This window comes from Qipengyuania sp. HL-TH1 (genome assembly GCF_036365825.1).
Lineage (GTDB): Bacteria > Pseudomonadota > Alphaproteobacteria > Sphingomonadales > Sphingomonadaceae > Qipengyuania > Qipengyuania profunda.
Window position 1 is genome coordinate 881,555 of sequence record NZ_CP142675.1, and the last position, 21,102, is coordinate 902,656.

General features: G+C 64.2%; 22 protein-coding genes and 1 tRNA gene. 16 read left to right on the forward strand and 7 right to left on the reverse strand.

Annotation, left to right across the window (positions count from 1 at the left end):
* The first annotated feature begins 77 nt into the window (after positions 1-77).
* From scpA to VWN43_RS04945, 5 genes are all read left to right on the forward strand, one after another.
* The gene (gene scpA / locus VWN43_RS04925; RefSeq protein WP_320180431.1) at positions 78-2,237 is read left to right on the forward strand and encodes a methylmalonyl-CoA mutase; all 2,160 of its coding nucleotides are present in this window, start codon (positions 78-80) and stop codon (positions 2,235-2,237) included.
* A gap of 214 nt (positions 2,238-2,451) precedes the next feature.
* Positions 2,452-3,462: a biotin synthase BioB gene (gene bioB / locus VWN43_RS04930; RefSeq protein ID WP_320180430.1), complete on the forward strand. Its 1,011-nt coding sequence runs from the start codon at positions 2,452-2,454 to the stop codon at positions 3,460-3,462.
* The gene (locus tag VWN43_RS04935) at positions 3,459-3,878 is read left to right on the forward strand and encodes a lysozyme inhibitor LprI family protein (RefSeq protein WP_320180429.1); all 420 of its coding nucleotides are present in this window, start codon (positions 3,459-3,461) and stop codon (positions 3,876-3,878) included. The genes bioB and VWN43_RS04935 overlap by 4 nt, the downstream gene beginning before the upstream one ends.
* A 5-nt stretch (positions 3,879-3,883) precedes the next feature.
* Positions 3,884-5,950, forward strand: coding sequence for an acetyl/propionyl/methylcrotonyl-CoA carboxylase subunit alpha (locus VWN43_RS04940; RefSeq protein WP_320180428.1), 2,067 nt, complete (start codon positions 3,884-3,886; stop codon positions 5,948-5,950).
* Between the two features lie 180 nt (positions 5,951-6,130).
* A complete protein-coding gene (locus VWN43_RS04945; RefSeq protein WP_253516528.1) occupies positions 6,131-6,388 on the forward strand; it encodes a hypothetical protein in 258 nt (85 codons plus the stop codon).
* 35 nt (positions 6,389-6,423) lie between these two features.
* On the opposite strand, the gene aroB is transcribed toward VWN43_RS04945, so the two are convergent.
* Together aroB and VWN43_RS04955 are read right to left on the reverse strand one after the other, a co-directional pair.
* Complete coding sequence (aroB, locus tag VWN43_RS04950) at positions 6,424-7,533, reverse strand: 3-dehydroquinate synthase (protein WP_320180427.1); 1,110 nt, start codon at positions 7,531-7,533, stop codon at positions 6,424-6,426.
* The gene (locus VWN43_RS04955) at positions 7,524-8,090 is read right to left on the reverse strand and encodes a shikimate kinase (RefSeq protein ID WP_320180426.1); all 567 of its coding nucleotides are present in this window, start codon (positions 8,088-8,090) and stop codon (positions 7,524-7,526) included. The genes aroB and VWN43_RS04955 overlap by 10 nt, the downstream gene beginning before the upstream one ends.
* 48 nt (positions 8,091-8,138) lie before the next feature.
* Here VWN43_RS04955 and VWN43_RS04960 point away from each other — a divergent pair, with 48 nt between their 5' ends.
* The 5 genes from VWN43_RS04960 to VWN43_RS04980 all read left to right on the forward strand — a co-directional run bounded on the left by VWN43_RS04960 (position 8,139) and on the right by VWN43_RS04980 (position 13,582).
* Positions 8,139-8,300, forward strand: coding sequence for a hypothetical protein (locus tag VWN43_RS04960; protein WP_253516511.1), 162 nt, complete (start codon positions 8,139-8,141; stop codon positions 8,298-8,300).
* Positions 8,297-10,147: a hypothetical protein gene (locus VWN43_RS04965; protein ID WP_320180425.1), complete on the forward strand. Its 1,851-nt coding sequence runs from the start codon at positions 8,297-8,299 to the stop codon at positions 10,145-10,147. The genes VWN43_RS04960 and VWN43_RS04965 overlap by 4 nt, the downstream gene beginning before the upstream one ends.
* A 1-nt stretch (position 10,148) precedes the next feature.
* Positions 10,149-11,027 (forward strand): tyrosine recombinase, encoded by an 879-nt coding sequence (locus tag VWN43_RS04970; RefSeq protein WP_320180424.1) that lies wholly within the window; start codon positions 10,149-10,151, stop codon positions 11,025-11,027.
* A gap of 9 nt (positions 11,028-11,036) precedes the next feature.
* On the forward strand, positions 11,037-11,981 hold the full coding sequence (locus VWN43_RS04975) for an acetyl-CoA carboxylase carboxyltransferase subunit alpha (protein WP_320180423.1): 945 nt from the start codon (positions 11,037-11,039) through the stop codon (positions 11,979-11,981).
* Positions 11,982-12,103: 122 nt separating this feature from the next.
* Positions 12,104-13,582, forward strand: coding sequence for a M48 family metalloprotease (locus VWN43_RS04980; protein ID WP_320180422.1), 1,479 nt, complete (start codon positions 12,104-12,106; stop codon positions 13,580-13,582).
* A gap of 78 nt (positions 13,583-13,660) precedes the next feature.
* Here the strand turns inward: VWN43_RS04980 and VWN43_RS04985 are convergent, their stop codons facing one another.
* Together VWN43_RS04985 and VWN43_RS04990 are read right to left on the reverse strand one after the other, a co-directional pair.
* A complete protein-coding gene (locus VWN43_RS04985; RefSeq protein WP_253516502.1) occupies positions 13,661-13,831 on the reverse strand; it encodes a Flp family type IVb pilin in 171 nt (56 codons plus the stop codon).
* 121 nt (positions 13,832-13,952) lie between these two features.
* Positions 13,953-14,132 (reverse strand): Flp family type IVb pilin, encoded by a 180-nt coding sequence (locus tag VWN43_RS04990; protein ID WP_253516499.1) that lies wholly within the window; start codon positions 14,130-14,132, stop codon positions 13,953-13,955.
* A gap of 40 nt (positions 14,133-14,172) precedes the next feature.
* Here VWN43_RS04990 and VWN43_RS04995 point away from each other — a divergent pair, with 40 nt between their 5' ends.
* On the forward strand, positions 14,173-14,637 hold the full coding sequence (locus tag VWN43_RS04995; RefSeq protein WP_320180421.1) for an NUDIX domain-containing protein: 465 nt from the start codon (positions 14,173-14,175) through the stop codon (positions 14,635-14,637).
* A 50-nt stretch (positions 14,638-14,687) separates the two neighbouring features.
* Positions 14,688-14,764, forward strand: a tRNA-Arg gene (locus VWN43_RS05000).
* A gap of 123 nt (positions 14,765-14,887) precedes the next feature.
* Here the strand turns inward: VWN43_RS05000 and VWN43_RS05005 are convergent.
* Positions 14,888-15,283: a metallopeptidase family protein gene (locus tag VWN43_RS05005; RefSeq protein WP_320180420.1), complete on the reverse strand. Its 396-nt coding sequence runs from the start codon at positions 15,281-15,283 to the stop codon at positions 14,888-14,890.
* Between the two features lie 90 nt (positions 15,284-15,373).
* On the opposite strand from VWN43_RS05005, the gene VWN43_RS05010 reads away from it, so the two are divergent.
* From VWN43_RS05010 to folE, 3 genes are read left to right on the forward strand one after another with little or no spacing between them, the layout of a single operon-like run.
* Positions 15,374-15,865 (forward strand): hemerythrin domain-containing protein, encoded by a 492-nt coding sequence (locus tag VWN43_RS05010; RefSeq protein ID WP_253516487.1) that lies wholly within the window; start codon positions 15,374-15,376, stop codon positions 15,863-15,865.
* 19 nt (positions 15,866-15,884) lie between these two features.
* Positions 15,885-17,426, forward strand: coding sequence for a phospholipase D-like domain-containing protein (locus VWN43_RS05015; protein ID WP_320180419.1), 1,542 nt, complete (start codon positions 15,885-15,887; stop codon positions 17,424-17,426).
* Positions 17,423-18,034: a GTP cyclohydrolase I FolE gene (gene folE / locus VWN43_RS05020; RefSeq protein WP_253516481.1), complete on the forward strand. Its 612-nt coding sequence runs from the start codon at positions 17,423-17,425 to the stop codon at positions 18,032-18,034. The genes VWN43_RS05015 and folE overlap by 4 nt, the downstream gene beginning before the upstream one ends.
* Before the next feature lie 66 nt (positions 18,035-18,100).
* Here the strand turns inward: folE and VWN43_RS05025 are convergent, their stop codons facing one another.
* Both VWN43_RS05025 and VWN43_RS05030 read right to left on the reverse strand, forming a co-directional pair.
* Positions 18,101-18,610 carry a hypothetical protein gene (locus VWN43_RS05025; RefSeq protein WP_320180418.1) on the reverse strand — a complete coding sequence of 170 codons (510 nt, stop codon included), beginning with the start codon at positions 18,608-18,610 and terminating at the stop codon, positions 18,101-18,103.
* Between the two features lie 242 nt (positions 18,611-18,852).
* Complete coding sequence (locus VWN43_RS05030; protein WP_320180417.1) at positions 18,853-19,332, reverse strand: peroxiredoxin; 480 nt, start codon at positions 19,330-19,332, stop codon at positions 18,853-18,855.
* Positions 19,333-19,693: 361 nt separating this feature from the next.
* Here VWN43_RS05030 and ahcY point away from each other — a divergent pair, with 361 nt between their 5' ends.
* Entirely contained in the window at positions 19,694-21,100 is a 1,407-nt protein-coding gene (ahcY, locus tag VWN43_RS05035) for an adenosylhomocysteinase (RefSeq protein WP_253516472.1), read from the forward strand.
* Positions 21,101-21,102: the final 2 nt, after the last annotated feature.

A 21,102-nucleotide genomic window follows, 5' to 3' on the forward strand; every position in this document is an offset into this window, starting at 1 on the left:
GGGTGACGTGGAAGGTTGGCCTCAGATACGAGAGCCCGCTCTTTTCCTGTGCATACGATTGTGGTTTAGGACCGTGCATGACCGACAAGCCGACTTATGACGACTGGAAGCCCCTCGCCGACAAGGAAGTGAAGGGGCGCGATCTCACCTGGCACACGCCCGAAGGAATCGCGGTAAAGCCGCTGTATACGTCGCAGGACACCGCCACGCTCGTCGATCCCGGGGTGCCGGGGATCGCGCCGTTCACGCGCGGGCCCTACGCCTCGATGTACACCGGGCGCCCGTGGACCATCCGCCAGTACGCTGGCTTCTCCACGGCAGAGGAATCGAACGCCTTCTATCGCCGCAACCTTGCCGCTGGTCAGAAGGGTCTGTCGGTCGCATTCGATCTCGCCACGCACCGCGGCTATGACAGCGACCACCCGCGCGTCGTAGGCGATGTCGGCAAGGCGGGCGTCGCGATCGATACGGTGCGCGACATGGAGATCCTGTTCGACCAGATCCCGCTCGACACGATGAGCGTATCGATGACGATGAACGGCGCGGTCATCCCCGTGCTGGCTTTCTACATCGTTGCCGCCGAACGGCAGGGCGTCGCCCAGGACAAGCTGTCGGGGACCATCCAGAACGACATCCTAAAGGAGTTCATGGTCCGCAACACCTATATCTATCCGCCCGAACCGAGCATGCGGATCGTTTCGGACATCATCGCATATACTTCGGCCAACATGCCGAAATTCAACAGTATTTCGATTTCGGGCTATCACATGCACGAAGCCGGGGCGACCGCGGTGCAGGAACTCGCCTTCACCATCGCCGACGGCAAGGAATACGCCAAGCGCGCGATGGAAGCGGGGCTCGATATCGATGCCTTCGCACCGCGCCTGTCCTTCTTCTGGGGCATCGGCATGAACTTCTTCATGGAGATCGCCAAGATGCGCGCCGCGCGCGCGCTGTGGCACGATGTCATGGAAGGGCTGGGGGCGCAGAACCCCAAGTCGAAGATGCTGCGCACCCATTGCCAGACCAGCGGCGTGAGCCTGCAGGAGCAGGACCCCTACAACAACGTCATCCGCACCACCGTGGAAGCAATGGCGGCGGTGCTGGGCGGAACGCAGTCGCTGCACACCAATGCGCTGGACGAGGCGATCGCGCTGCCAACCGACTTCAGCGCCCGCATCGCGCGCAACACGCAGCTGGTGATCCAGGAGGAGACCGGCATCACCAATGTCGCCGATCCACTGGGCGGCAGCTATTACATCGAAAGCCTCACCGCCGCGCTGGTCGAACAGGCCAAGGCCATGCTCGACGAGGTCGAGGCGGCCGGCGGGATGACCGAATATGTCGCCAGCGGTAAACCCAAGGCGGCGATCGAAAGCGCAGCCGCGGCCAAGCAGGCGAGCGTCGATCGCGGCGAAACGGTTATCGTCGGCGTCAACAAGTACCGCCGCGAGACCGAGGACGAGATCGACACACTCGATATCGACAATCACGCGGTGCGCCAGAGCCAGATCGCCCGGCTGCAGGAAGTCCGCGCCAAACGCGATGAATTCGCCTGCAAGGCCGCGCTCGATACGCTGGCGCGCGGGGCGGCGCAGCGCGAAGGCAATCTGCTCGCATTGGCGGTCGAGGCTGCGCGGCACGATGCGACGCTGGGCGAAATCAGCCAGGCGATGGAAGACGCCTATGGCCGCTATGACACGCTGCCCACCCCCGTGCGCGGGATCTATTCCAAGGCCTATGCCGAGGATGATCGCTACCGGCAGGTGGTCGAAGGCGTGAAGGCGGTCGAACGCCGTCTGGGCCGCGCGCCCCGCTTGATGGTCGCGAAGATGGGGCAGGACGGCCACGACCGCGGCGCCAATGTCATCGCCAGCGCCTTTGGCGATATGGGTTTCGAGGTGGTCAGTGGTCCGCTGTTCCAGACACCGGCGGAAACCCGCGACATGGCGCTGGACAAGGACGTCGACGCGATCGGCGCCAGCAGCCTTGCGGCAGGTCACAAGACGCTGATTCCCGAACTGATCGGGCTGCTCAAGGAGGCGGGCCGCAGCGACATCAAGGTGATCGCGGGCGGGGTGATCCCGCAGAAGGATTACGACTTCCTGCGCGATGCCGGGGTACAGGGGATCTACGGCCCGGGCAGCAATGTCGTCGAATGCGCAGCGGATGTGTTGCGCCTGCTGGGACACAACATGCCGCCAGCGGGTGAGGATCTGGGCGAGGCGGCGGAGTGAGGTGGGCTGCCTGGCTCTTTTTCGTCACTGCGCCGATCCTTGGTATCGGATTCGGACTTTTCGTCATGAATGCGATGTCGGAATGCTTGCCGCCTTTCGAGGCAGGCTTTGAGGAATGCATGAGTGACAAGCGACGCGATGCAGCGGTCATCGCCGCTATCACGATAGGACTGTGGGGCTACGCGACCCATCGATTTTTTAGAAAGAGGGAATTTTGACTGACATCCGCACCGACTGGACCCGCGAGGAAATCGCGGAGCTGTTCAACCTTCCCTTTACCGAGCTGCTCTTCCGTGCAGCCACGCTGCATCGTGAGTTCCATCCCGCAGACCAGGTGCAATTGTGCACGCTGCTGTCGATCAAGACCGGCGGCTGTCCGGAGGATTGCGGCTATTGCTCGCAATCGGTGAAGGCGGATTCCGGGGTCGAGGCGACCAAGCTGATGGAAGTGCAATCGGTCCTTCAGCGCGCGGCGCAGGCGAAGGATGCGGGCAGCCAGCGGTTCTGCATGGGCGCCGCCTGGCGCAATCCCAAGGACCGCGACATGCCCGCGATCGTCGAGATCGTGAAAGGCGTGCGCGCGATGGGGCTGGAGACCTGCATGACGCTGGGCATGCTTACGCCGAAACAGGCCGACATGCTCAAGGAAGCGGGCCTCGACTATTACAATCACAATGTCGACACCGGGCCGGAATATTACGAACGCGTGATCTCCAGCCGCAAGTATGAGGACCGTCTCGATACGCTGCAGAACGTCCGCGATGCGGGCATCAACGTGTGCAGCGGAGGGATCGTCGGCATGGGCGAAACGCGCAGCGACCGGGTGGGTTTCGTCCACACGCTCGCCACACTCGAACGCCATCCCGAAAGCGTCCCGGTCAACGCGCTTGTCCCGGTCAAGGGCACGGTGCTGGGCGATATGCTGGCAGACACGCCGCTCGCCAAGATCGACGATATCGAATTCGTCCGCACCGTCGCGGCCGCGCGCATCACCATGCCGATGAGCATGGTGCGCCTGTCCGCCGGACGCGAGAGCATGAGCGAGGCCACGCAGGCGCTGTGCTTCCTCGCCGGGGCGAATTCGATCTTCACCGGCGACAAGCTGCTCACCGCGCCCAATGCGGGCGACGACACCGACGCCGCATTGTTCGCCAAGCTGGGCCTGACGGCGCTGCAGCAGGAAGAACCGATGCGCGCCTGCAAGGTGGCCGAGCCGGCCGAATGATCATCCTGTCGTCCCTGCTGCTGACTGCGCAGGCCGCTGCCGGCATGCCCGACTGCGCCGACCCACAAGTGCAAAGCGAGATGAACATCTGCGCGCATCGGGAATGGGAGCAGGCCGATGCCGAACTGAACGCGCTGTGGCCGCAAGTGCGCGCGATCATGCAGCGCGAGGACGGGTCTGCGGTCGAGGATGACCAGCCGGGCTATTGGGAAAGCCTGCTGGAGGCCCAGCGCGCCTGGATCGCGTACCGCGACGCGCATTGCCGGCTGTCGAGCTACGATGCGCGCGGGGGAACGATGCAACCGCTCCTCCACAGCACCTGCATGACCGCTCTGACCGAGCGGCGAACCGAAGAACTGCGCGAATTGACGCGCAATCAGATGTCCGGCGAAGCGAAACCCGGAACGGAGAACTGACACCGATGTTCACGAAAATCCTCATCGCCAATCGTGGCGAAATCGCCTGCCGCGTCATCAAGACGGCCAAGCGCATGGGTATCGCGACCGTGGCGGTCTATTCCGATGCCGATGCGCGCGCGCCCTTCGTTCGCATGGCGGATGAGGCGGTGCATATCGGCCCCGCAACCGCTTCGGAAAGCTATCTGGTGGCGGACAAGATCATCGCCGCGGCCAAGCGGACCGGCGCCGAAGCGGTGCATCCGGGCTATGGTTTCCTGTCCGAACGCGCGAGCTTCGTCGAAGCGCTGGAAGCGGAAGGCATCGCTTTCATCGGCCCGCCGGTGAACGCCATCGCCGCGATGGGCGACAAGATCGAGTCCAAGAAGCTCGCGATGGAAGCGGGCGTCAACGTCGTCCCCGGCTTCGTCGGCGAGATCGAGGATACCGAACATGCGGTGCGGATTTCCGACGAAATCGGCTACCCCGTGATGATGAAGGCCAGCGCGGGCGGCGGCGGCAAGGGCATGCGGCTCGCCTATTCCGAACAGGACGTGCGCGAAGGCTTCGAGGCGACCAAGCGCGAAGGCCTCAACAGCTTCGGCGATGACCGCGTGTTTATCGAGAAGTTCATCCTCAACCCGCGCCACATCGAGATCCAGATCCTCGGCGACAAGCACGGCAATGTGATCTATCTCAACGAGCGCGAATGCAGCATCCAGCGCCGCCACCAGAAGGTGGTTGAAGAGGCTCCGTCGCCCTTCGTCACCCCCAAGATGCGCAAGGCGATGGGCGAGCAATGCGTCGCGCTGTCGCAGGCGGTGGGCTATCACAGCGCGGGCACGGTCGAACTGATCGTCAGCGGCGCCGACAAGACCGGCGAGAGCTTCTACTTCCTCGAAATGAACACCCGTTTGCAGGTGGAGCATCCGGTTACCGAGGCGATCACCGGGGTCGACCTGGTCGAGCAGATGATCCGTGTCGCGGCAGGCGAGAAGCTGGCGATGACGCAGGATGATGTGAAGATCGACGGCTGGGCGATCGAGAACCGCGTCTATGCCGAAGATCCCTATCGCGGATTCCTGCCGTCCACCGGCCGCCTGGTGCGCTACCAGCCGCCGGTCGAACCCTGGGCCGATGACGGGCAGGAGAATGGCCGCCGCGGCGTCGACGGCGTTCGCGTCGACGACGGCGTGTTCGAAGGCGGCGAAGTGTCGATGTTTTACGACCCGATGATCGCCAAGCTGGTCACCTGGGGCGAGACGCGCGACGAGGCGGCCGATCTGCAGATCGCGGCGCTCGATGCCTTCCGGATCGAAGGGCTGGGGCACAATGTCGATTTCCTCAGCGCGATCATGCAGCACCCGCGCTTCCGTTCGGGCGAACTGACCACCGGCTTCATCGCCGAGGAATATCCCGACGGGTTCACCGGCGCGCCCGCGTCCGACCAGCTGACGAGGGTTCTGGCCGCTGTTGGCGGGGTGGTTGCCACCGCCGATGCCGACCGTGCGCGGCGCATCGCGGGCCAGCTGTCAGACGACCTCTACGCTCCGGGCGACTGGACCGTGCGCATCGGCGAACGCGAGGAAGGCTCGACGTCGCACGAGGTGCGGCTCGAAGAGAACGCGCTGACCGTCGACGGCGAACCGGTCACTATCGAGATGCAGTACACGCCGGGCGAACCGATGGTCGACGTCGCGCTGTTCGAGAACGGGGCGGACGAAGATGCCGACCCGGTCGAGGCTTATACCCTCCAGCTCAAATCCATGCGCACCGGCTACGCGGTGACCACGCGCGGCGCGACGCATCACTTGCGCATCCTGCAGACGCGCATCGCCGATCTGGCCGCGCATATGATCGAGAAGACACCGCCCGATCTGTCCAAGATGCTGATCTGCCCGATGCCCGGCCTGCTGGTAAAACTGCATGTGGGCGAGGGCGAGGAAGTCCATCCCGGCCAGCCACTCGCCACGGTCGAGGCGATGAAGATGGAAAATATCCTGCGCGCCGAAAAGCAGGCCACGGTCGGCAAGATCAACGCTGCGGAGGGCGACAGCCTGGCTGTAGACGAGGTGATTCTCGAGCTCGAATAGGCAGGCGGGACTGGCGCATTCTCACATCAACGCGCAATTTTCGGCGCCTGATAGAGTATCGTTGTTGCGAATTTGCCCGAGTTCACCGGCTTTGTTGGTAAACGCGCTGGTAAGGCTGACCGCTGCGGGGAATCCTGTGCGCTCTGAGTCGGCTCATGCTTTCATGCGGGAGGTAGCGACATGGCACGCAAGGGTACCGGGTTCTTCGACGCGAGGGGCCACTTCTTCAAATCGCCCGAGGAGGCGACGGTGAGCGATCTCGCCAGCATCCTCGGCAAGATCGGTGACGGCGAAAGCCTGGCCCCGGGCATCGCCTGCACGCTGCTCGACCGCCGCGGCGAGATCGAGCGGCTGTTTGCCGAACACGATGCGATGATGGCGGACTATCAACCGGTCGGCGTGGGCAAGATCACCCGGCTGGCACCGCGTCTCAGCTAGCGCAGACAGGCTGAGCCTGCCGCCTCCGGCTAAGCTCAATGCGCCTTTAATTCCTCGTCGAGGAAGGCGGCGACATCGGCCAGTTCGACATCGCGTGCCAGATGCGCTTCGCCGATCGCACGCAGCAGGATGAAAGGCAGCGTGCCTGCATCCATCTTCTTGTCGTGCAGCATGTGATCGGCCAGTTGGCGGCCGTCGCACTCGAGACCCAGCGCCGAGATTTCCGCAGGCAGCCCCGCAGCATCGACCGCGCGGGTAACGCGCCGGGCATCGTCCAGCGAAAGCGCGCCGCGGCGCGCCGAATAACGCGCTGCCAGCACCATGCCGAGCGCCACGCCTTCGCCATGCAGCAAGCGGTCCGAAAAGCCGGTTTCCGCCTCCAGCGCATGACCGAATGTGTGGCCCAAATTGAGCAGCGCCCGCGCGCCGCTGGTTTCGCGCTCGTCTTCGGCCACGATCCGGGCCTTGGCTACAATGCTGGTGGCAACCGCCTGTTCGAGCGGTTGCGGTTGCAGCGCAACCACCGCTTCGCCGTGTCCTTCAAGCCATTCGAAGAACGGCCGGTCGCCCAGTACGCCGTATTTGAGCACTTCGGCATAGCCTGCACGCAATTCGCGTGCAGGGAGCGTGCCGAGCGTATCGAGATCGGCCAGCACCAGCGCGGGCTGGTGGAAGGCACCGACAAGGTTCTTGCCCGCGCTTGTATTGATCGCGGTCTTCCCGCCGACCGAACTGTCGACCTGCGCCAGCAGCGTGGTCGGCAATTGCACAAAGCCGCAGCCGCGCTTGAGGATGGCGCAGGCGAACCCGGTCAGATCACCAACGACCCCGCCGCCCAGGGCAAATACGTGGTCGCCGCGCTCGACTCCCTGGGCGAGCAGCCAGTCGGTCAGCCGGGCAAGGCTATCCCAGCTTTTCGAGCCTTCACCCGGCGCTACATCATACCAGCGCGGTTCGATCCCGGCTGCGCCGAGTGACCCGGCGATTGTCTCGCCCCAATGTGCGCGCGCGTTTTCATCGGCTACGATGCAGACCTGGTGTTTGCGCAGGAAAGGACGCGCCTGTCCTGCGACATCGGCCAACAGGCCGGTCCCGACGCGGACCTCATACTCGCGCCCGGCCAGTTCGACGGGAATCACAGCCATGCGTCGATCGCCTCCAGGATGCGTTGCGCGGTTTCGGTATGCGGCGCGTCGTCGGTGACCACGTGAATCTGTGCTTCCGCATAGGCGGCACCGCGCCGGTCCTTGAGCGCGGTAAGTATCTCGCGCGGGTCGCCCGAGCGCAGCAGCGGGCGATTGTCGCGGCGTGCGGTCCGCTCGACCAGCGTGTCGATATCACAATCGAGCCACACGGCGATCGCCCGGTCGAGGATTGCGGCGCGGGTCTCGGGATCGACGAACGCGCCGCCTCCCGTGGCGATCACCCCATGCGCCTCGTCCATCAACCGCGCGATCACGCGGCGCTCACCGTCGCGGAAATAGCTCTCGCCATGGGAATCGAAAATCTCGCTCACCGTCCGGTCGGCGGCGCGTTCGATCTCTTCATCGACATCGACGAAGTCCCTGTCGAGCATTGCCGCCAGTCTTCGGCCGACGGTGGACTTGCCCACGCCCATCAGCCCGACCAGCACCACGGGGCGGTCGATCCGGCGCGCGATGCCGCCGATGTCGGCAGGGGTGAGGGTCGTTGCATGGGTCATTGCCGCCGTGCCTAGAACTGGGCTAGGGCGCGAGCAAGGTATCAGCACTTGAAACGGGACGTGAAAATCTTGGCGATGAGCGGCAGAAGGATCGGAGGCCTCTTGGCGGTGCTGTTCGTTTTATTGCTCGCCGTGGCGCTGGTTGATGGCGGGGAAGAGCCGCTGCACCCGATCGAGCAGGCGGTCGAATTGCCGGAGGCAGCGCGATGAAATCGGCATGGCTTGTCGGCGGCGCGGCGCTCGCGTTCAGTTCCGCGATGGTGCTGGCGCAGGAAGCGCCCGTGGACCTGCTGCCCCCCGGCTTCGACAGCCCGGCGCCTTCGCCGACACCTACCCCGCGCGCTACGCGCACGCCCGCGCTGGCGGCACCTGAGCAGCCCGCTGCACAGCAGGCGACCGAGAGCCAGGCGGGCGAGATCGTCCAGCCGCTGCCGGTGCAGTCCGCGGCGCCGCGTGCCGATCTCGATCTGTCCAATCTGCCTACGCTCGAAGAGCTGGAGGCGATGTCGACCGACGATCTCGACGAATTGCTCGGGCTGAAGCCGAAGTTCGATATCCCGCCTGCGGCCCGGCGGTCGATGGACCGGGTCGGTGTGATGGATGCAAGCGAGGGCGGCCTGCCCGCAGGCTCACTGGCGCGCCAGCCCGCGGCGCTGGTCCGCGCGGTGCTCGCGGGCATGCAGCAGCCGATGGTTTCGCGTTGGGGCCATATCCTGCTGCGCCGCGCGCTGGCCAGCAGGCTGGCGGCGCCCGAAGGCATGGACCCAGTCGAATTCGCGGCCCTTCGCGTGCAAGTGCTCAACACGATGGGCGAACACAGTGTCGCCCGCGCATTGGTGCAGGATGTCGACACCGCGAATTACTCGCCCGCGCTGACCGATGCCGCGGTTGCCGCCTATATCGGCACCGCCGACATAGTCGGTGCCTGCCCGGCCGTGCGCCTGGTTGAAACCGGGCGCGACGATCAGGAATGGCAGATGCTGGCGGGGATTTGCAACGCCTACGCCGGCGAGGCGACCCGCGCGCAGAATGATCTGCGCCGCCTGCTCACCCGCACCGAAGACGACCGGATCGACGTATTGCTAGCGCAGCGACTTGCCGGCTCGGCCGGCCGCGGGCGCCGTGCGGTGACGATCGAATGGGACGGTACGGGCGCGATCACCCCGTGGCGCTTTGCCCTCGCCAATGCGCTGGGCGAACCGATCCCCGAAGGGTTGCTGGACGATGCAGCCCCCGAACTGGTGCGCACCGCGGCGCTGACCCCCGCACTCGCGCCAGTCCAGCGCGCACGCGGTGCGGAGATCGCGGGGGCGAGCGGCATCCTGTCGGCCTCGGCGATGGTGGATCTCTACAGCCAGCTCTACGCCGAAGAAGGCGCCGAGGGCGATGCTGCGCTGACCGCCTCGCGCCTGCGCGAAGCCTATGTCGGGACTGACCCGATGCGGCGGCTGGCGGCAATCCGCGATATCTGGTCGGGCGGCGGCGATTATGCGTACGGTCGCATGGTCCTGACCGCCTATGCGGCGGCGCGCCTCCCGGTCGATGCCGACCTTGGTGACGACACGGGCGCCCTGATTGCGTCGATGCTGACCGCGGGCCTCGATGGCGATGCCATGCGCTGGGCGGGCACGGTGGATGCGGGCAGCGAGGCATGGGCCCTGCTGGCACTGGCCGATCCCCGCCGCACGGTGGGCGTCACCGACGGCGAGTTGGACAGTTTCGTCGACGATGACGGGTCCGCAGGCCAGCGCCGTTCGCGGCTGCTGCTTGCCGGGCTCGCCGGGCTCGAGCGGATCGGCAGCGGCGAGATCGCCGAGTATAGCGGGCGGCTGGGCCTGGATTTTTCCGCGCAGACCCGCTGGACGCGGATGATCGATCGCGCGGCCGAGGTCGACAATCCCGCGCTGGTGGCGATGCTCGCAGGCCTTGGCATGCAGGGATCGAGCTGGGACCGCATGACCGCCCGCCACCTTTATCACATCGTTTCGGCACTGCGCCGCGTGGGTCTCGAGGCCGAAGCCCGGATGATCGCCGCGGAGGCGGTCGCGCGCGCCTGACGTGAGCGCGATCGCCGATTTCCTCGCCATGCTCGCGGCAGAGCGGGGGGCGGCGAGAAACACGATCCTTGCCTATGGGAGAGACCTCGAACAGGCAGAGGAACTGGTCGGGGGAACCCTCGATCAGGCGAGTCCGGCACAATTGGCGCGGCTGGGCCAAGGCTGGTCGTCGCTCGCCCCGTCGACACTGGCGCGCAAGATCTCGGCGCTGCGGCAATTCTTCGGCTTCGTGATCGACGAAGGGCTGCGCGAAGACGATCCCACACATGCGTTGCCACGCCCGGCAACCCGCCGCCCGCTACCGCGGATTCTTTCCCATGCCGAAGTAGAGGCGCTGTTCGCCGCCGCCGAAGAGGCGGCGACTGCCGATTCGCCCGCCGCCGTGCGCATGCTCACCTTTCTCGAATTGCTCTACGGATCGGGTTTGCGGGCGACCGAGCTGGTCGCGCTGCCGCTATCGGCGGTCCCGCGCGATGCGCCCTTCCTGACGGTGATCGGCAAGGGCGGGCAGGCGCGTATGGTCCCCGTCAGCCAGCGCGCAAGTGCCGCGCTGCAGCGGTGGCTGCCCTTGCGCGATAGCGATTCCCCCTGGCTGTTTCCCTCGCGCACCGGGCATCTCTCGCGTGTACGGCTGTTCCAGCTGCTCCGCGAACTGGCAGTGCGCGCCGATCTGCCGCCCGAAAAGCTCAGCCCGCATGTCCTGCGCCATGCCTTTGCCACGCATCTGCTGGAGGGCGGGGCGGATTTGCGCGCCTTGCAGACATTGCTCGGCCACGCGGATATCTCGACCACCCAGATCTACACCCATGTCGATGCCGCACGGCTGGTGAGACTGGTCAACGAGCGGCACCCGCTTGCGCAGCAGCGCGCTTCGGACTAGCGCCACCGCATGATTTCCTATCTCGAATTCGAGAAGCCGGTCGCCGAGCTTGAACAGCGCATTGCCGAACTGCGCAATGCAGCCGAGGGCGACGACGTCGACATCTCCACCGAGCTCCAGCGGCTCGAGACGAAGAGCGCTGCGCTGCTTGCCAGCACTTATGAGGCGCTCACCCCGTGGCAGAAGACGCAGGTGGCCCGGCATCCCTCGCGCCCGCATTTCCGCGACTATATCGAACATGCGTTCGACGAGTTCGTCCCGCTCGGCGGCGATCGATGTTATGGCGATGACGAGGCGATCCTCGGCGGATTTGCCAAGCTCGACGGGCGCAAGGTGGTGGTCATCGGGCACGAGAAGGGCAACGATACCGCCAGCCGCATCCGGCACAATTTCGGCATGGGCAAGCCAGAGGGCTATCGCAAGGCGATCCGCCTGATGGAACTGGCGGGGCGGTTCGGCCTGCCGGTGGTCACGCTGGTCGACACCTCGGGCGCTTTCCCCGGCGTCGAAGCCGAAGAGCGCGGCCAGGCGGAGGCGATCGCGCGTTCGACCGAGGCCTGCCTCGCACTGCCTGTCCCGATGGTTGCAGCCATCGTGGGCGAGGGCGGATCGGGCGGCGCGGTGGCGCTGGCCAGCGCCGAACGCGTGCTGATGATGGAGCACGCCGTTTATTCGGTCATTTCGCCCGAGGGCTGTGCGTCGATTCTGTGGCGGACCGCTGAAAAGGCGCCCGATGCGGCGGAGGCGATGAAGGTCACCGCGCAGGATCTCGCCAGCCTCGGCGTGATCGATCGCATCGTGCCCGAACCGGTCGGCGGCGCCCATCGCGATCCGCGATTGGCGGTAAGCACGCTGGGAATCGCGATCGCCGAAGAGCTCGACAAGCTTGGCCGTTATGCGCCGCACGAACTCAAACGCTTGCGGGAAGAGCGTTTCCTGACGCTGGCGGGCTGACCCCCAACCGCCAAGGCGGGAACAAACTTCCCCCCGTTCAGGTTTTCCCTTTTGTATGAAACACCGCCGCGCGGGTCGCTTCAAGTCGGCCCGCGCGCGTTTGCCAATCGGGGAGACCTTTTATGTCGCGCATCAGATTTACCGCCGCCACCTCCGTCACCGCTTTGTCGCTGGCGCTGGCCGGCTGCATGGGCGGGGGCGACATTCCGAGCGCATCCACCCCGATTACGCAAAGCGAAGCGCAGATGGGTGCCGAAGCGCATCCGCAGCTGCTCGCCGAATTCGGCGGCGCGATGAGCGGCAGCCATGCGCAATATGTCGAGCAGGTGGGCAAGAACATCGCGGTCCAGTCCGGGCTTGGCAATGCGCGCGAATCGTTCACGGTTTCGCTGCTCAACAGCCCGGTGAACAACGCTTTCGCGATCCCCGGTGGCTATATCTACACGACGCGCCAGCTGGTCGCGTTGATGAACAATGAAGCCGAACTGGCCGGCGTGCTCGGGCACGAGGTCGGCCATGTCGCCGCGCGCCATTCGCAGCGGCGCCAGGCCGCCTCGCAGCGCAATACGCTGCTTGGCGCAGCAGGTGCCATCCTGTCGGGCATCCTGCTCGGCAATAGCGGGATTGGGCAGCAGATCGGCCAGGCCGCATTGCAGGGTTCGCAATTGCTGACGCTGAAATTCTCGCGTTCGCAGGAACTGGAAGCCGACGAACTTGGCATCCGCTATCTCAACCAGGCGGGCTACGATCCGCGCGCGATGGCGACCGTCCTGCAGAGCCTGGCGATGCAGAACGCGCTCGATGCCCGGGTCCAGGGCCGCGACAATGCCAGCATTCCCGAATGGGCTTCGACCCACCCCGATCCGGCCAGCCGCGTCCAGAGCGCCATGACGACCGCGCAAGCCGCGGGCGTCGGCGGCGGGATCACCAATCGCGACACCTTCCTCACCCGGATCGACGGGCTGACCTATGGCGACGACCCGGCGCAGGGCGTGGTCGAAGGCCGTCAGTTCATCCATCCCGAACTGCGGCTCGCCTTCACCGCGCCGCAGGGTTTCTACATGGTCAATGGCACGCGCGCCGTGTCGATCAACGGCCAGAGCGGACAGGCACAGTTCACGCTCGCACCGTACAGCAACAATCTCGACAGCTACGTCACCAGCGTCTTCGCCGGGGTGAGCGAGCAGCAGCAGATCCGCCCGCAGTCGATCCAGAAGACGACCGTCAACGGATTGCCGGCCGCTTACGGAACCGCGCGGGTAAACTCGGGCAATGGGCAGGTCGATGTGACGGTGTTCGCGTATGAATTTTCGAACAGTGTCGCCTATCACTTCCTCGCCATCACGCCGGCGGGCCAGGCATCGACGTTCAACCAGATGTTCAGTTCGATGCGGCGGATCGACGCGCAGACCGCGGCCAATATCATCCCGCGCGTGATCGATGTGGTCACGGTGCGGAGCGGCGATACGGTCAATTCACTGGCGAGCCGGATGGCCTATAGCGACAATCAGGTAGAACGTTTCCGCGTGCTCAACGGGCTGGCCTCGAACCAAGGGGTCAGCGCGGGGCAGAAGGTGAAGATCGTCGTCCGCGGGCGCTAACGCGTCACGCCGACGCCGGACAAAAGAAAAGGGCGGCGGGTTGAACCCGCCGCCCTCTCTTTATCGATCGCGTCGAACTTAGTTTTCGGCGCTCAGCGTGGTCGAGACCTTGTTGAAGGTCGTGCTGAGTTCGTCACCCAGGCTCTGCATTGCGGTGATCGCAGCAACGGCGATCAGGGCAGCGATAAGGCCGTATTCGATAGCGGTTGCGCCTTCTTCATTGCGGCGCAGCTTACGGAAAAACTTCATGTGTCGTCTCCTGGTTCAGTCTTCGTACCCGGTCCGTCCCGAAAATCCGGTTCGAACATTTTCGGTTTTGCATCGAAGTGGTTGAAAAAATCCTAACACTCCGAGCATCCCATTTTCCCCGTCAGCCGCTCGTGACCGCGACAACCGCGGCTTCAATGCTCGTCCACATGGCCGTAGCCGTAGTGCCGAAGGCCTGAATCCCGCCAATCATGGCAAGAAAGATCAGTGCGAGGATCAGCCCGTATTCGACGGCTGTGGCTCCGCGTGTGTCGCGTCCCAGATTGCGCAGGAATTCGACCATGTTCGTTGCCCCATTCGTCACTTGCCTAAGCTGACAATCGGTGAGTACGGCTGATCGGGTTAAGAAAGGGTTGAGGGCGGCGAAGGTTTTGGAAAATATTCCGACATGGACCTGTGTGGTGGCCCTGGCGCTCAGCGACGGGAAGGGCCGCTGGCTGATGCACCGGCGGCCCGCGCACAAGCACCATGGCGGGTTGTGGGAATTCCCCGGCGGCAAGGTGGAAATCGAGGAAAAACCGCGGGATGCGCTGGTCCGGGAGATCGATGAAGAGCTCGGATTGGCGCTTGCGCCGGAGCAGGTTTGGCCGGTCGCCTTCGCCGAAGAAACGCTTGCCGAAGCGCGTCCGCCGATTGTCATAATGCTTTACAGGTCGGTGTGGGACGGCAGTCCGGTGGAGGCCCGCGAAGGGGGCGAAATCGCATGGTTTGCGCCGCGCGAGATCGAGTCGCTCGACAAACCGCCGCTCGATATCGAGCTCATGCGGCACTTGTTTGCAAAACCTTGAATTAGGGATTGCCAAGCTGGGGGCACCTGCCTATGTGCCGCCCTCCAAGCGCGCCCGTAGCTCAGCTGGATAGAGCACCAGACTACGAATCTGGGGGCCGGAGGTTCGAATCCTTCCGGGCGCGCCACAAGAGGCCATCTCTCGCAAGAGGGGTGGCCTCTTGTGGTTCTGGCGTAGGGAAATTTGCTTTTGAGAGCTGAGGACGGCCAGACCCACGCTACCGCGGTGGCCTGTCCTTCCGGGTGCGGCGCTAGTCCGCCTGGTCCTCGAGCCAATGCATATCGTCGTCGCTGAAGCCGAAGTGGTGGCCGGCTTCATGGACCACCACGTGGCGAACGAGGTCATCCATGCGCACGCCGGTCTCGCGCCATTCGGCAATCAGCGGTTCGCGGAACAGCCAGATTCGCGGCGGCAGGCGTCCGCTTTCCCAGATCGACCGGTCGGGGAGGGGCTCGCCCTCATAGAGGCCGGATAGGTGCCAGCGTTCCTCCATGCCGACCGAAGCTAGCTGCTCGGGGGTGGCAAAGTCTTCCACCTGCAGGACGATATCGCCCAGCTGCTCGCGGAACTGCGCGGGCAGGGCAGCGAGTGCGGCTTGCGCCATCATCTGCATCTGCGGTTTCGACGGGGCCTGGCGGTCGTGCATGGCCATGGAGATGGGACCGCGCGCCGCCCGGCACAAGACTGGAACCGCGCCGCCGGTAGCCGGTTCATTGGTGAAAGGAGATCATTTTCCATGACCGACGCCTCAGAAATTTTCGCGCGCCTCAAGCAGGATCACGACCAGCACCGCGAGCTGCTCGACAAATTGCTCGAGACGAGCGGCGACAGCAGCGAGCGCGTGACGCTGTTCGAAGAGCTTACCAAGGAACTCAAGTCGCACGCCGCGGCAGAGGAACAGGCGCTCTATTCGACCATGCTGCGCAAACCGCCGACCACCGGCGAGACGCGCCACTCGGTCGCCGAGCACCACGAGATCGAGGAAGCGCTCAACGATCTGGCGGCTACCGATATGTCGGAAGGTGGCTGGCTGACGAAGTTCAAGAATTTCGACCACCAGTACCGTCATCACATCAACGAGGAAGAGGAAGATCACTTCCCCGACTTCGAGCAATATCTCGACGATGACGACATGAAGCACATGGAAAAGGTGTTCGAGCGCCGCAAGCGCGAGGAAATGGCCGAGGCCGAGGTCACGCCCGAGAAAAAGGAAGACGCCAAGGAATAGCGCTGGCAGGGGGCGGGAGGTGAGCAAAGCGGGCACAAGCGACCCGAGCCGGGTTTCCGGGCTCGAACCTTCGGTCGAACCGGGGGTGTGGCGCTATGCCAAGGCTACGCGCGCCAGCGTTATCGTCGACGCAGCTGACTATTTCGCCCTCGTGCAGGAAGCGATGCTCAAGTCGCGGCGGCGTATCCTGCTGATCGGTTGGGACTTCGATACACGCATCCATCTCGAACGCGGACGTCGCTGGTGGCAGCGTGGGTGGAAGCGCGGCTATCCCTCGCGCCTGGGCAGTTTCATCGCCTGGCTTGCCCGGCACCGCAAACAGCTTGATATCCGTATCCTCAAATGGAGCGTCGGTGCGCTTTCGACCATCGGGCGTGCCTCGATGTGGTGGGATCTCGCGCGGTGGATCCGGCATTCGCGGATCACCTTCAAATTCGACACCGCCCATCCGGTCGGCTGTACCCACCACCAGAAGATCGCGGTGCTCGACAACCAGGTCGCCGTGTGCGGCGGGATAGACATGACCGACCAGCGCTGGGACACGCGCGAACACAAGGAAGATGATCCGCGGCGCAAGACGCCGCATGGGCGGCCCTATAAGCCGTGGCACGATGCCGCGATGATGATGGAAGGCGAAATCGCCGTCGCCCTTGCACAATTGGGGGACGACCGTTGGACCTGCGCTGGCGGCGATGAACTTCCCGACGTGCCCGAAAGCCCCGGTACGCCCTGGCCCGATGCACTGGAGGCGCAATTCGAGAATGTCGAAATCGGCATCGCCCGCACCCGCGCATCCTATCGTGACTGGGAGGCGGTCGACGAGATCGAGCAACTCTATCTCAAGCAGATCGGGGCGGCCAAACGCTTCATCTACGCCGAAAGCCAGTATTTCGCCTCGCGCGCGATTGCCGAGGCGATCATCGCCCGGCTGCAGGAAGACGAACCGCCCGAGATCGTCATCGTCCATCCCTGCCATGCCGATGGCTGGCTGGAGCAGCAGGCGATGGACCACGCACGCGCCGAACTGGTGCGCGCGATAGAAGAGGCGGATAAGCACCACCGGTTCTCGCTGTGGTCACCATTTTCCGGCGAGACCCCGATCTATGTCCACGCCAAGATCATGATCATCGACGACGATATCCTGCGGATCGGCTCGGCCAATCTCAACAATCGCTCGATGGGACTCGATAGTGAATGCGACGTGTTCATCGATGCCACGCGTGAGGGCAACGATCACGCGCGTGCCGGCATTGCCGACCTGCGGCGATCGCTGCTCGGCGAGCATTGCGGGATCGACGAAGGGGAGGTCGGCCAGCTGCTGTCGCGCTACGGGTCGATGGCCCGTTTGATCGACCACTCGCAGGAAGACGGCGGGCGCAATCTGCGGCGTTACCACGCGCCCGAACTCAATGGAGTCGAGCAGACCCTGGCCGAAAGCGCGCTGCTCGATCCCGAGCACCCGGAAGAGATGTTCGAGCCATTTGCAAAGGGCGGCCTTTTCCGCAAAGGCAGCAGGCTCGCGCGGTTTCGCGAAAAGTTCAGGAGGATCAAGGGAACGTGAGCAGCCTAGTTGGACCCGACGAGGACGATCCCCGCGGCAAGCTGCCGGTACCCGACCATGTCCAGGATGCCATTCGCACCTTGATCGAATGGACCGGCGATGATCCCTCGCGTGAAGGCCTGCTCGATACCCCCGCCCGCGTGGCGCGCGCGTGGAAGGAATATTGCCTCGGTTACGAGGAAGATCCCGCCTACCATCTCGGCCGCGTGTTCGAGGAAGTCGGCGGCTATAACGAGATCGTCCTGCTCAAGGACATCCCGTTCCAGTCGCATTGCGAACATCATATGGCGCCGATCATCGGCAAGGCGGCGATCGCTTACCTGCCCCATGACCGCGTGGTCGGCATTTCCAAGCTGGCCCGGGTGCTGCACGGTTTCGCGCGGCGTTTGCAGGTGCAGGAACGCCTGACCGCGGAAGTCGCCGATTGCATCTGGGAGAACCTTCAGCCGCAGGGCGTCGCCGTGGTTATCGAGGCGTCGCATAGCTGCATGACCGCGCGCGGGGTCAAAACCCCCGGTGTCGGCATGGTCACCAGCCGCATGATGGGTACGTTCCTCGACGATCACCGCAGCCGCGAGGAAGTGCTCCGCCTGATGGGGTACGGCTGACCTCGCTTCCCCGAGTGCAGTCTCAACGGCATTCGGAGTATAGTCGGCCCATCAGGACACGCCGATTTAACCGATCCTGCGAACCAGCGCCTCGGTATACAGGCGCGGCGGATCCGAGGATTGCAGATAGCTGCACATGGCATCCATCGCATTGTCGGTCAGCTTCAGCTGGACATTGCGCGAATTCGCGCAGGGCTTGGTCCGGACGAGGTACCCCTCGTTCTCCATGACCGAAATGGCGCGTAGCGCGGTGGTCGGTGGAACGTGCGCCGCATAGCTGGCCTTGGTGATCGATACCGGGTGGTCGTTCGCCGTGCGTTCGAACAGATGGAGCAGCAGGTCCCACATCGGTTCGCCGAGGAATTTCGGCGGCAGGATTTTTTCGCGCCTGCGTCGCAGCGAGAACATCGCTTGGGCTACCGGGACCAATTCGACCGGTGATACTTTCGGAGCGGAAGCCGGTTTGGTTGGGCGGGCAGCGCAGCCAAGGTCTTTTTCCAGCGTATCGGCAAGTTCGTTCAGCTGCGTGGCCTGCTGTCGGAGAACGGTGACATAATCTCTTGTTTTTTCTATCATAGGCATTGAGTCGTGCCTCAACCTGCCCTGTCGCGAGAGGGCCCGCTTGCAGGGAGCTGAGGGTACCGATCGGGTTCCTTGATGGGGGGGCGATCGGGACAGGCTTCAGGGTATTTTGGCCCGTGTCTTGTATATTTTGGTCAGGCGGGAGGGCGACCTTCGCACGGGACTCACGAAAACGCCCCACCCGGCGCAGGGCCGGGCGGGGCGGTCATTCCGTAACGGCGCAGGCCGAAACAGGCCTACATCTGGCCGAGCATGTGTTCCGCGCTCGAGACCGAGAAATCGCCGGGTGCCTCGACATTGAGCTGCGTGACCACGCCGTCTTCGACAACCATCGAATACCGCTGTCCGCGCTTGCCCATACCGAAACCCGAACCGTCCATCGTCAGGCCCACGGCTTCGGCGAAATTGCCATTGCCATCGGCGAGCATGGTGATGTCGTCCGATCCGGCCGAGCTCTTCCACGCGCCCATGACGAAAGCGTCGTTGACTGCAGTCGCGACGATTTCGTCGACGCCCTTGCTCTTCAGGTCGCCGGCCTTTTCGACATAGCCGGGCAGATGGCGCGCCGAACAGGTCGGGGTAAAGGCACCGGGCACCGAAAACAGCGCGACCTTCTTGCCCTTGAAATATTCGCTCGAGCTGACCTGTTCGGGGCCATTCTCGGTCGCCTTGACCAGCTTCACATCAGGCAGCTTGTCGCCCACCGAAATCGTCATGTTGGAAACTCCGTTAATGTCGTCCGGCGCATGGGTAGGCGGGCGCGAAGGCCCGCGCAACCTTCCTCGACGGGCACGGCACCGCGGAACCGCCGTGCAAGCGTTAAGACGTCTTTACCGCGCCGCTTTAAGTTACTGTAATCCCTTTACCCTATCCCATGAAATGCGAGATTGCAGCGATGAAACGGCTCGCTGCTGCGCCGCGCAACGGGGGACGGTTCGCGGCGCGCCGGGGCCCCTTCGGGTTCGCAACGGTCGGGGGGCTGTTGCCCCCGGTTCGTGGAGGGGCTAGGGGCGGCGCCAATGCGGCGGCCGCCCCTTTTGCGTGCGGTCACCACCCCGAAAAGTCGAGGACATCATCGTGACCGAATTTACCGATTACGTTATCAAGGACCTGGCGCTGGCCAAATACGGCCGCGACGAGATCGCCATTGCCGAAACCGAAATGCCGGGCCTCATGGCGCTGCGCGAGGAATATGCCGACAAGCCGCTCAAGGGCGCGCGCATCACCGGCTCGCTGCACATGACGATCCAGACCGCCGTGCTGATCGAAACGCTGGTCGCGCTGGGCGCCGATGTGCGCTGGGCCACCTGCAACATCTATTCGACGCAGGACCACGCCGCCGCTGCAATCGCGGCGCAGGACATTCCCGTGTTCGCGATCAAGGGTGAAAGCCTCGCCGATTACTGGGACTATGTCGGCCGCATCTTCGACTGGTCGACCGAGGACGATGCCGACCGCACCGCCAATATCATTCTCGACGATGGCGGCGATGCCACCATGTTCGCGCTGTGGGGCGCGCGCATCGAAGCGGGCGAGGAACTGCCCGAGCCGCAGAACGCCGAGGAAATCGAATTCCAGCGTGCGCTCAAGGCGTTCCTCAAGGCCAAGCCGGGATATCTGACCAAGTCGGTTCAGAACATCGTTGGCGTCTCGGAAGAAACCACCACCGGCGTCCACCGCCTCTATCACCTCGCCAAGCAGGGCAAGCTGCCGTTCCCCGCGATCAATGTGAACGACAGCGTGACCAAGTCGAAGTTCGACAATCTCTATGGCTGCCGCGAATCGCTGGTCGACGCGATCCGCCGTGCGACCGATGTGATGCTGTCGGGCAAGGTCGCCTGCGTCGCCGGTTTCGGCGATGTCGGCAAGGGTTCGGCGCAGTCGCTTCGCAATGGCGGCGCACGCGTTCTGGTGACCGAAATCGATCCGATCTGCGCGCTGCAGGCGGCCATGGACGGCTTCGAAGTCGTGACCATGGACGAAGCGGTCGGTGTTGCCGATATCTTCGTCACTGCGACCGGCAACGAGCATGTCATCACCGCCGAACAGATGAAGGCGATGAAGGACAAGGCGATCGTCTGCAACATCGGTCACTTCGACAGCGAGCTGCAGATTTCCGCGCTCGATAATTACGAGTGGAACGAACTCAAGCCGGGCACCGACCTGGTGAAGTTCCCCGATGGCAAGGAAATCATCGTGCTCGGCAAGGGCCGGCTGGTGAACCTGTCCTGCGCGACCGGTCACCCCAGCTTCGTGATGAGCTTCAGCTTCACCAACCAGACGCTGGCGCAGATCGAACTTTGGACCAAGGGCGATGAATATCAGAACGACGTCTATGTCCTGCCCAAGCATCTCGACGAGAAGGTCGCGGCGCTGCATCTCGACAAGCTCGGCGTGAAGCTGACCAAGCTCAGCCAGAAGCAGGCCGACTACATCGGCGTGCCGGTCGATGGCCCGTTCAAGCCCGAGCACTACCGCTACTGATC

Bases quoted from the DNA above. Each gene is read 5' to 3' on its own strand.
- aroB (WP_320180427.1), bottom strand. From the start codon at position 7,533: ATGGCTGTGATTCCCGTCGAACTGGCCGGGCGCGAGTATGAGGTCCGC.
- VWN43_RS05005 (WP_320180420.1), bottom strand. From the start codon at position 15,283: ATGCACGACCGCCAGGCCCCGTCGAAACCGCAGATGCAGATGATGGCG.
- VWN43_RS04965 (WP_320180425.1), top strand. From the start codon at position 8,297: ATGAAATCGGCATGGCTTGTCGGCGGCGCGGCGCTCGCGTTCAGTTCC.
- VWN43_RS04935 (WP_320180429.1), top strand. From the start codon at position 3,459: ATGATCATCCTGTCGTCCCTGCTGCTGACTGCGCAGGCCGCTGCCGGC.
- VWN43_RS04955 (WP_320180426.1), bottom strand. From the start codon at position 8,090: ATGACCCATGCAACGACCCTCACCCCTGCCGACATCGGCGGCATCGCG.
- VWN43_RS04985 (WP_253516502.1), bottom strand. From the start codon at position 13,831: ATGAAGTTTTTCCGTAAGCTGCGCCGCAATGAAGAAGGCGCAACCGCT.
- VWN43_RS05025 (WP_320180418.1), bottom strand. From the start codon at position 18,610: ATGATAGAAAAAACAAGAGATTATGTCACCGTTCTCCGACAGCAGGCC.
- VWN43_RS04990 (WP_253516499.1), bottom strand. From the start codon at position 14,132: ATGGTCGAATTCCTGCGCAATCTGGGACGCGACACACGCGGAGCCACA.
- VWN43_RS04940 (WP_320180428.1), top strand. From the start codon at position 3,884: ATGTTCACGAAAATCCTCATCGCCAATCGTGGCGAAATCGCCTGCCGC.
- VWN43_RS04945 (WP_253516528.1), top strand. From the start codon at position 6,131: ATGGCACGCAAGGGTACCGGGTTCTTCGACGCGAGGGGCCACTTCTTC.
- VWN43_RS04975 (WP_320180423.1), top strand. From the start codon at position 11,037: ATGATTTCCTATCTCGAATTCGAGAAGCCGGTCGCCGAGCTTGAACAG.
- VWN43_RS04980 (WP_320180422.1), top strand. From the start codon at position 12,104: ATGTCGCGCATCAGATTTACCGCCGCCACCTCCGTCACCGCTTTGTCG.
- VWN43_RS05010 (WP_253516487.1), top strand. From the start codon at position 15,374: ATGACCGACGCCTCAGAAATTTTCGCGCGCCTCAAGCAGGATCACGAC.
- VWN43_RS05030 (WP_320180417.1), bottom strand. From the start codon at position 19,332: ATGACGATTTCGGTGGGCGACAAGCTGCCTGATGTGAAGCTGGTCAAG.
- scpA (WP_320180431.1), top strand. From the start codon at position 78: ATGACCGACAAGCCGACTTATGACGACTGGAAGCCCCTCGCCGACAAG.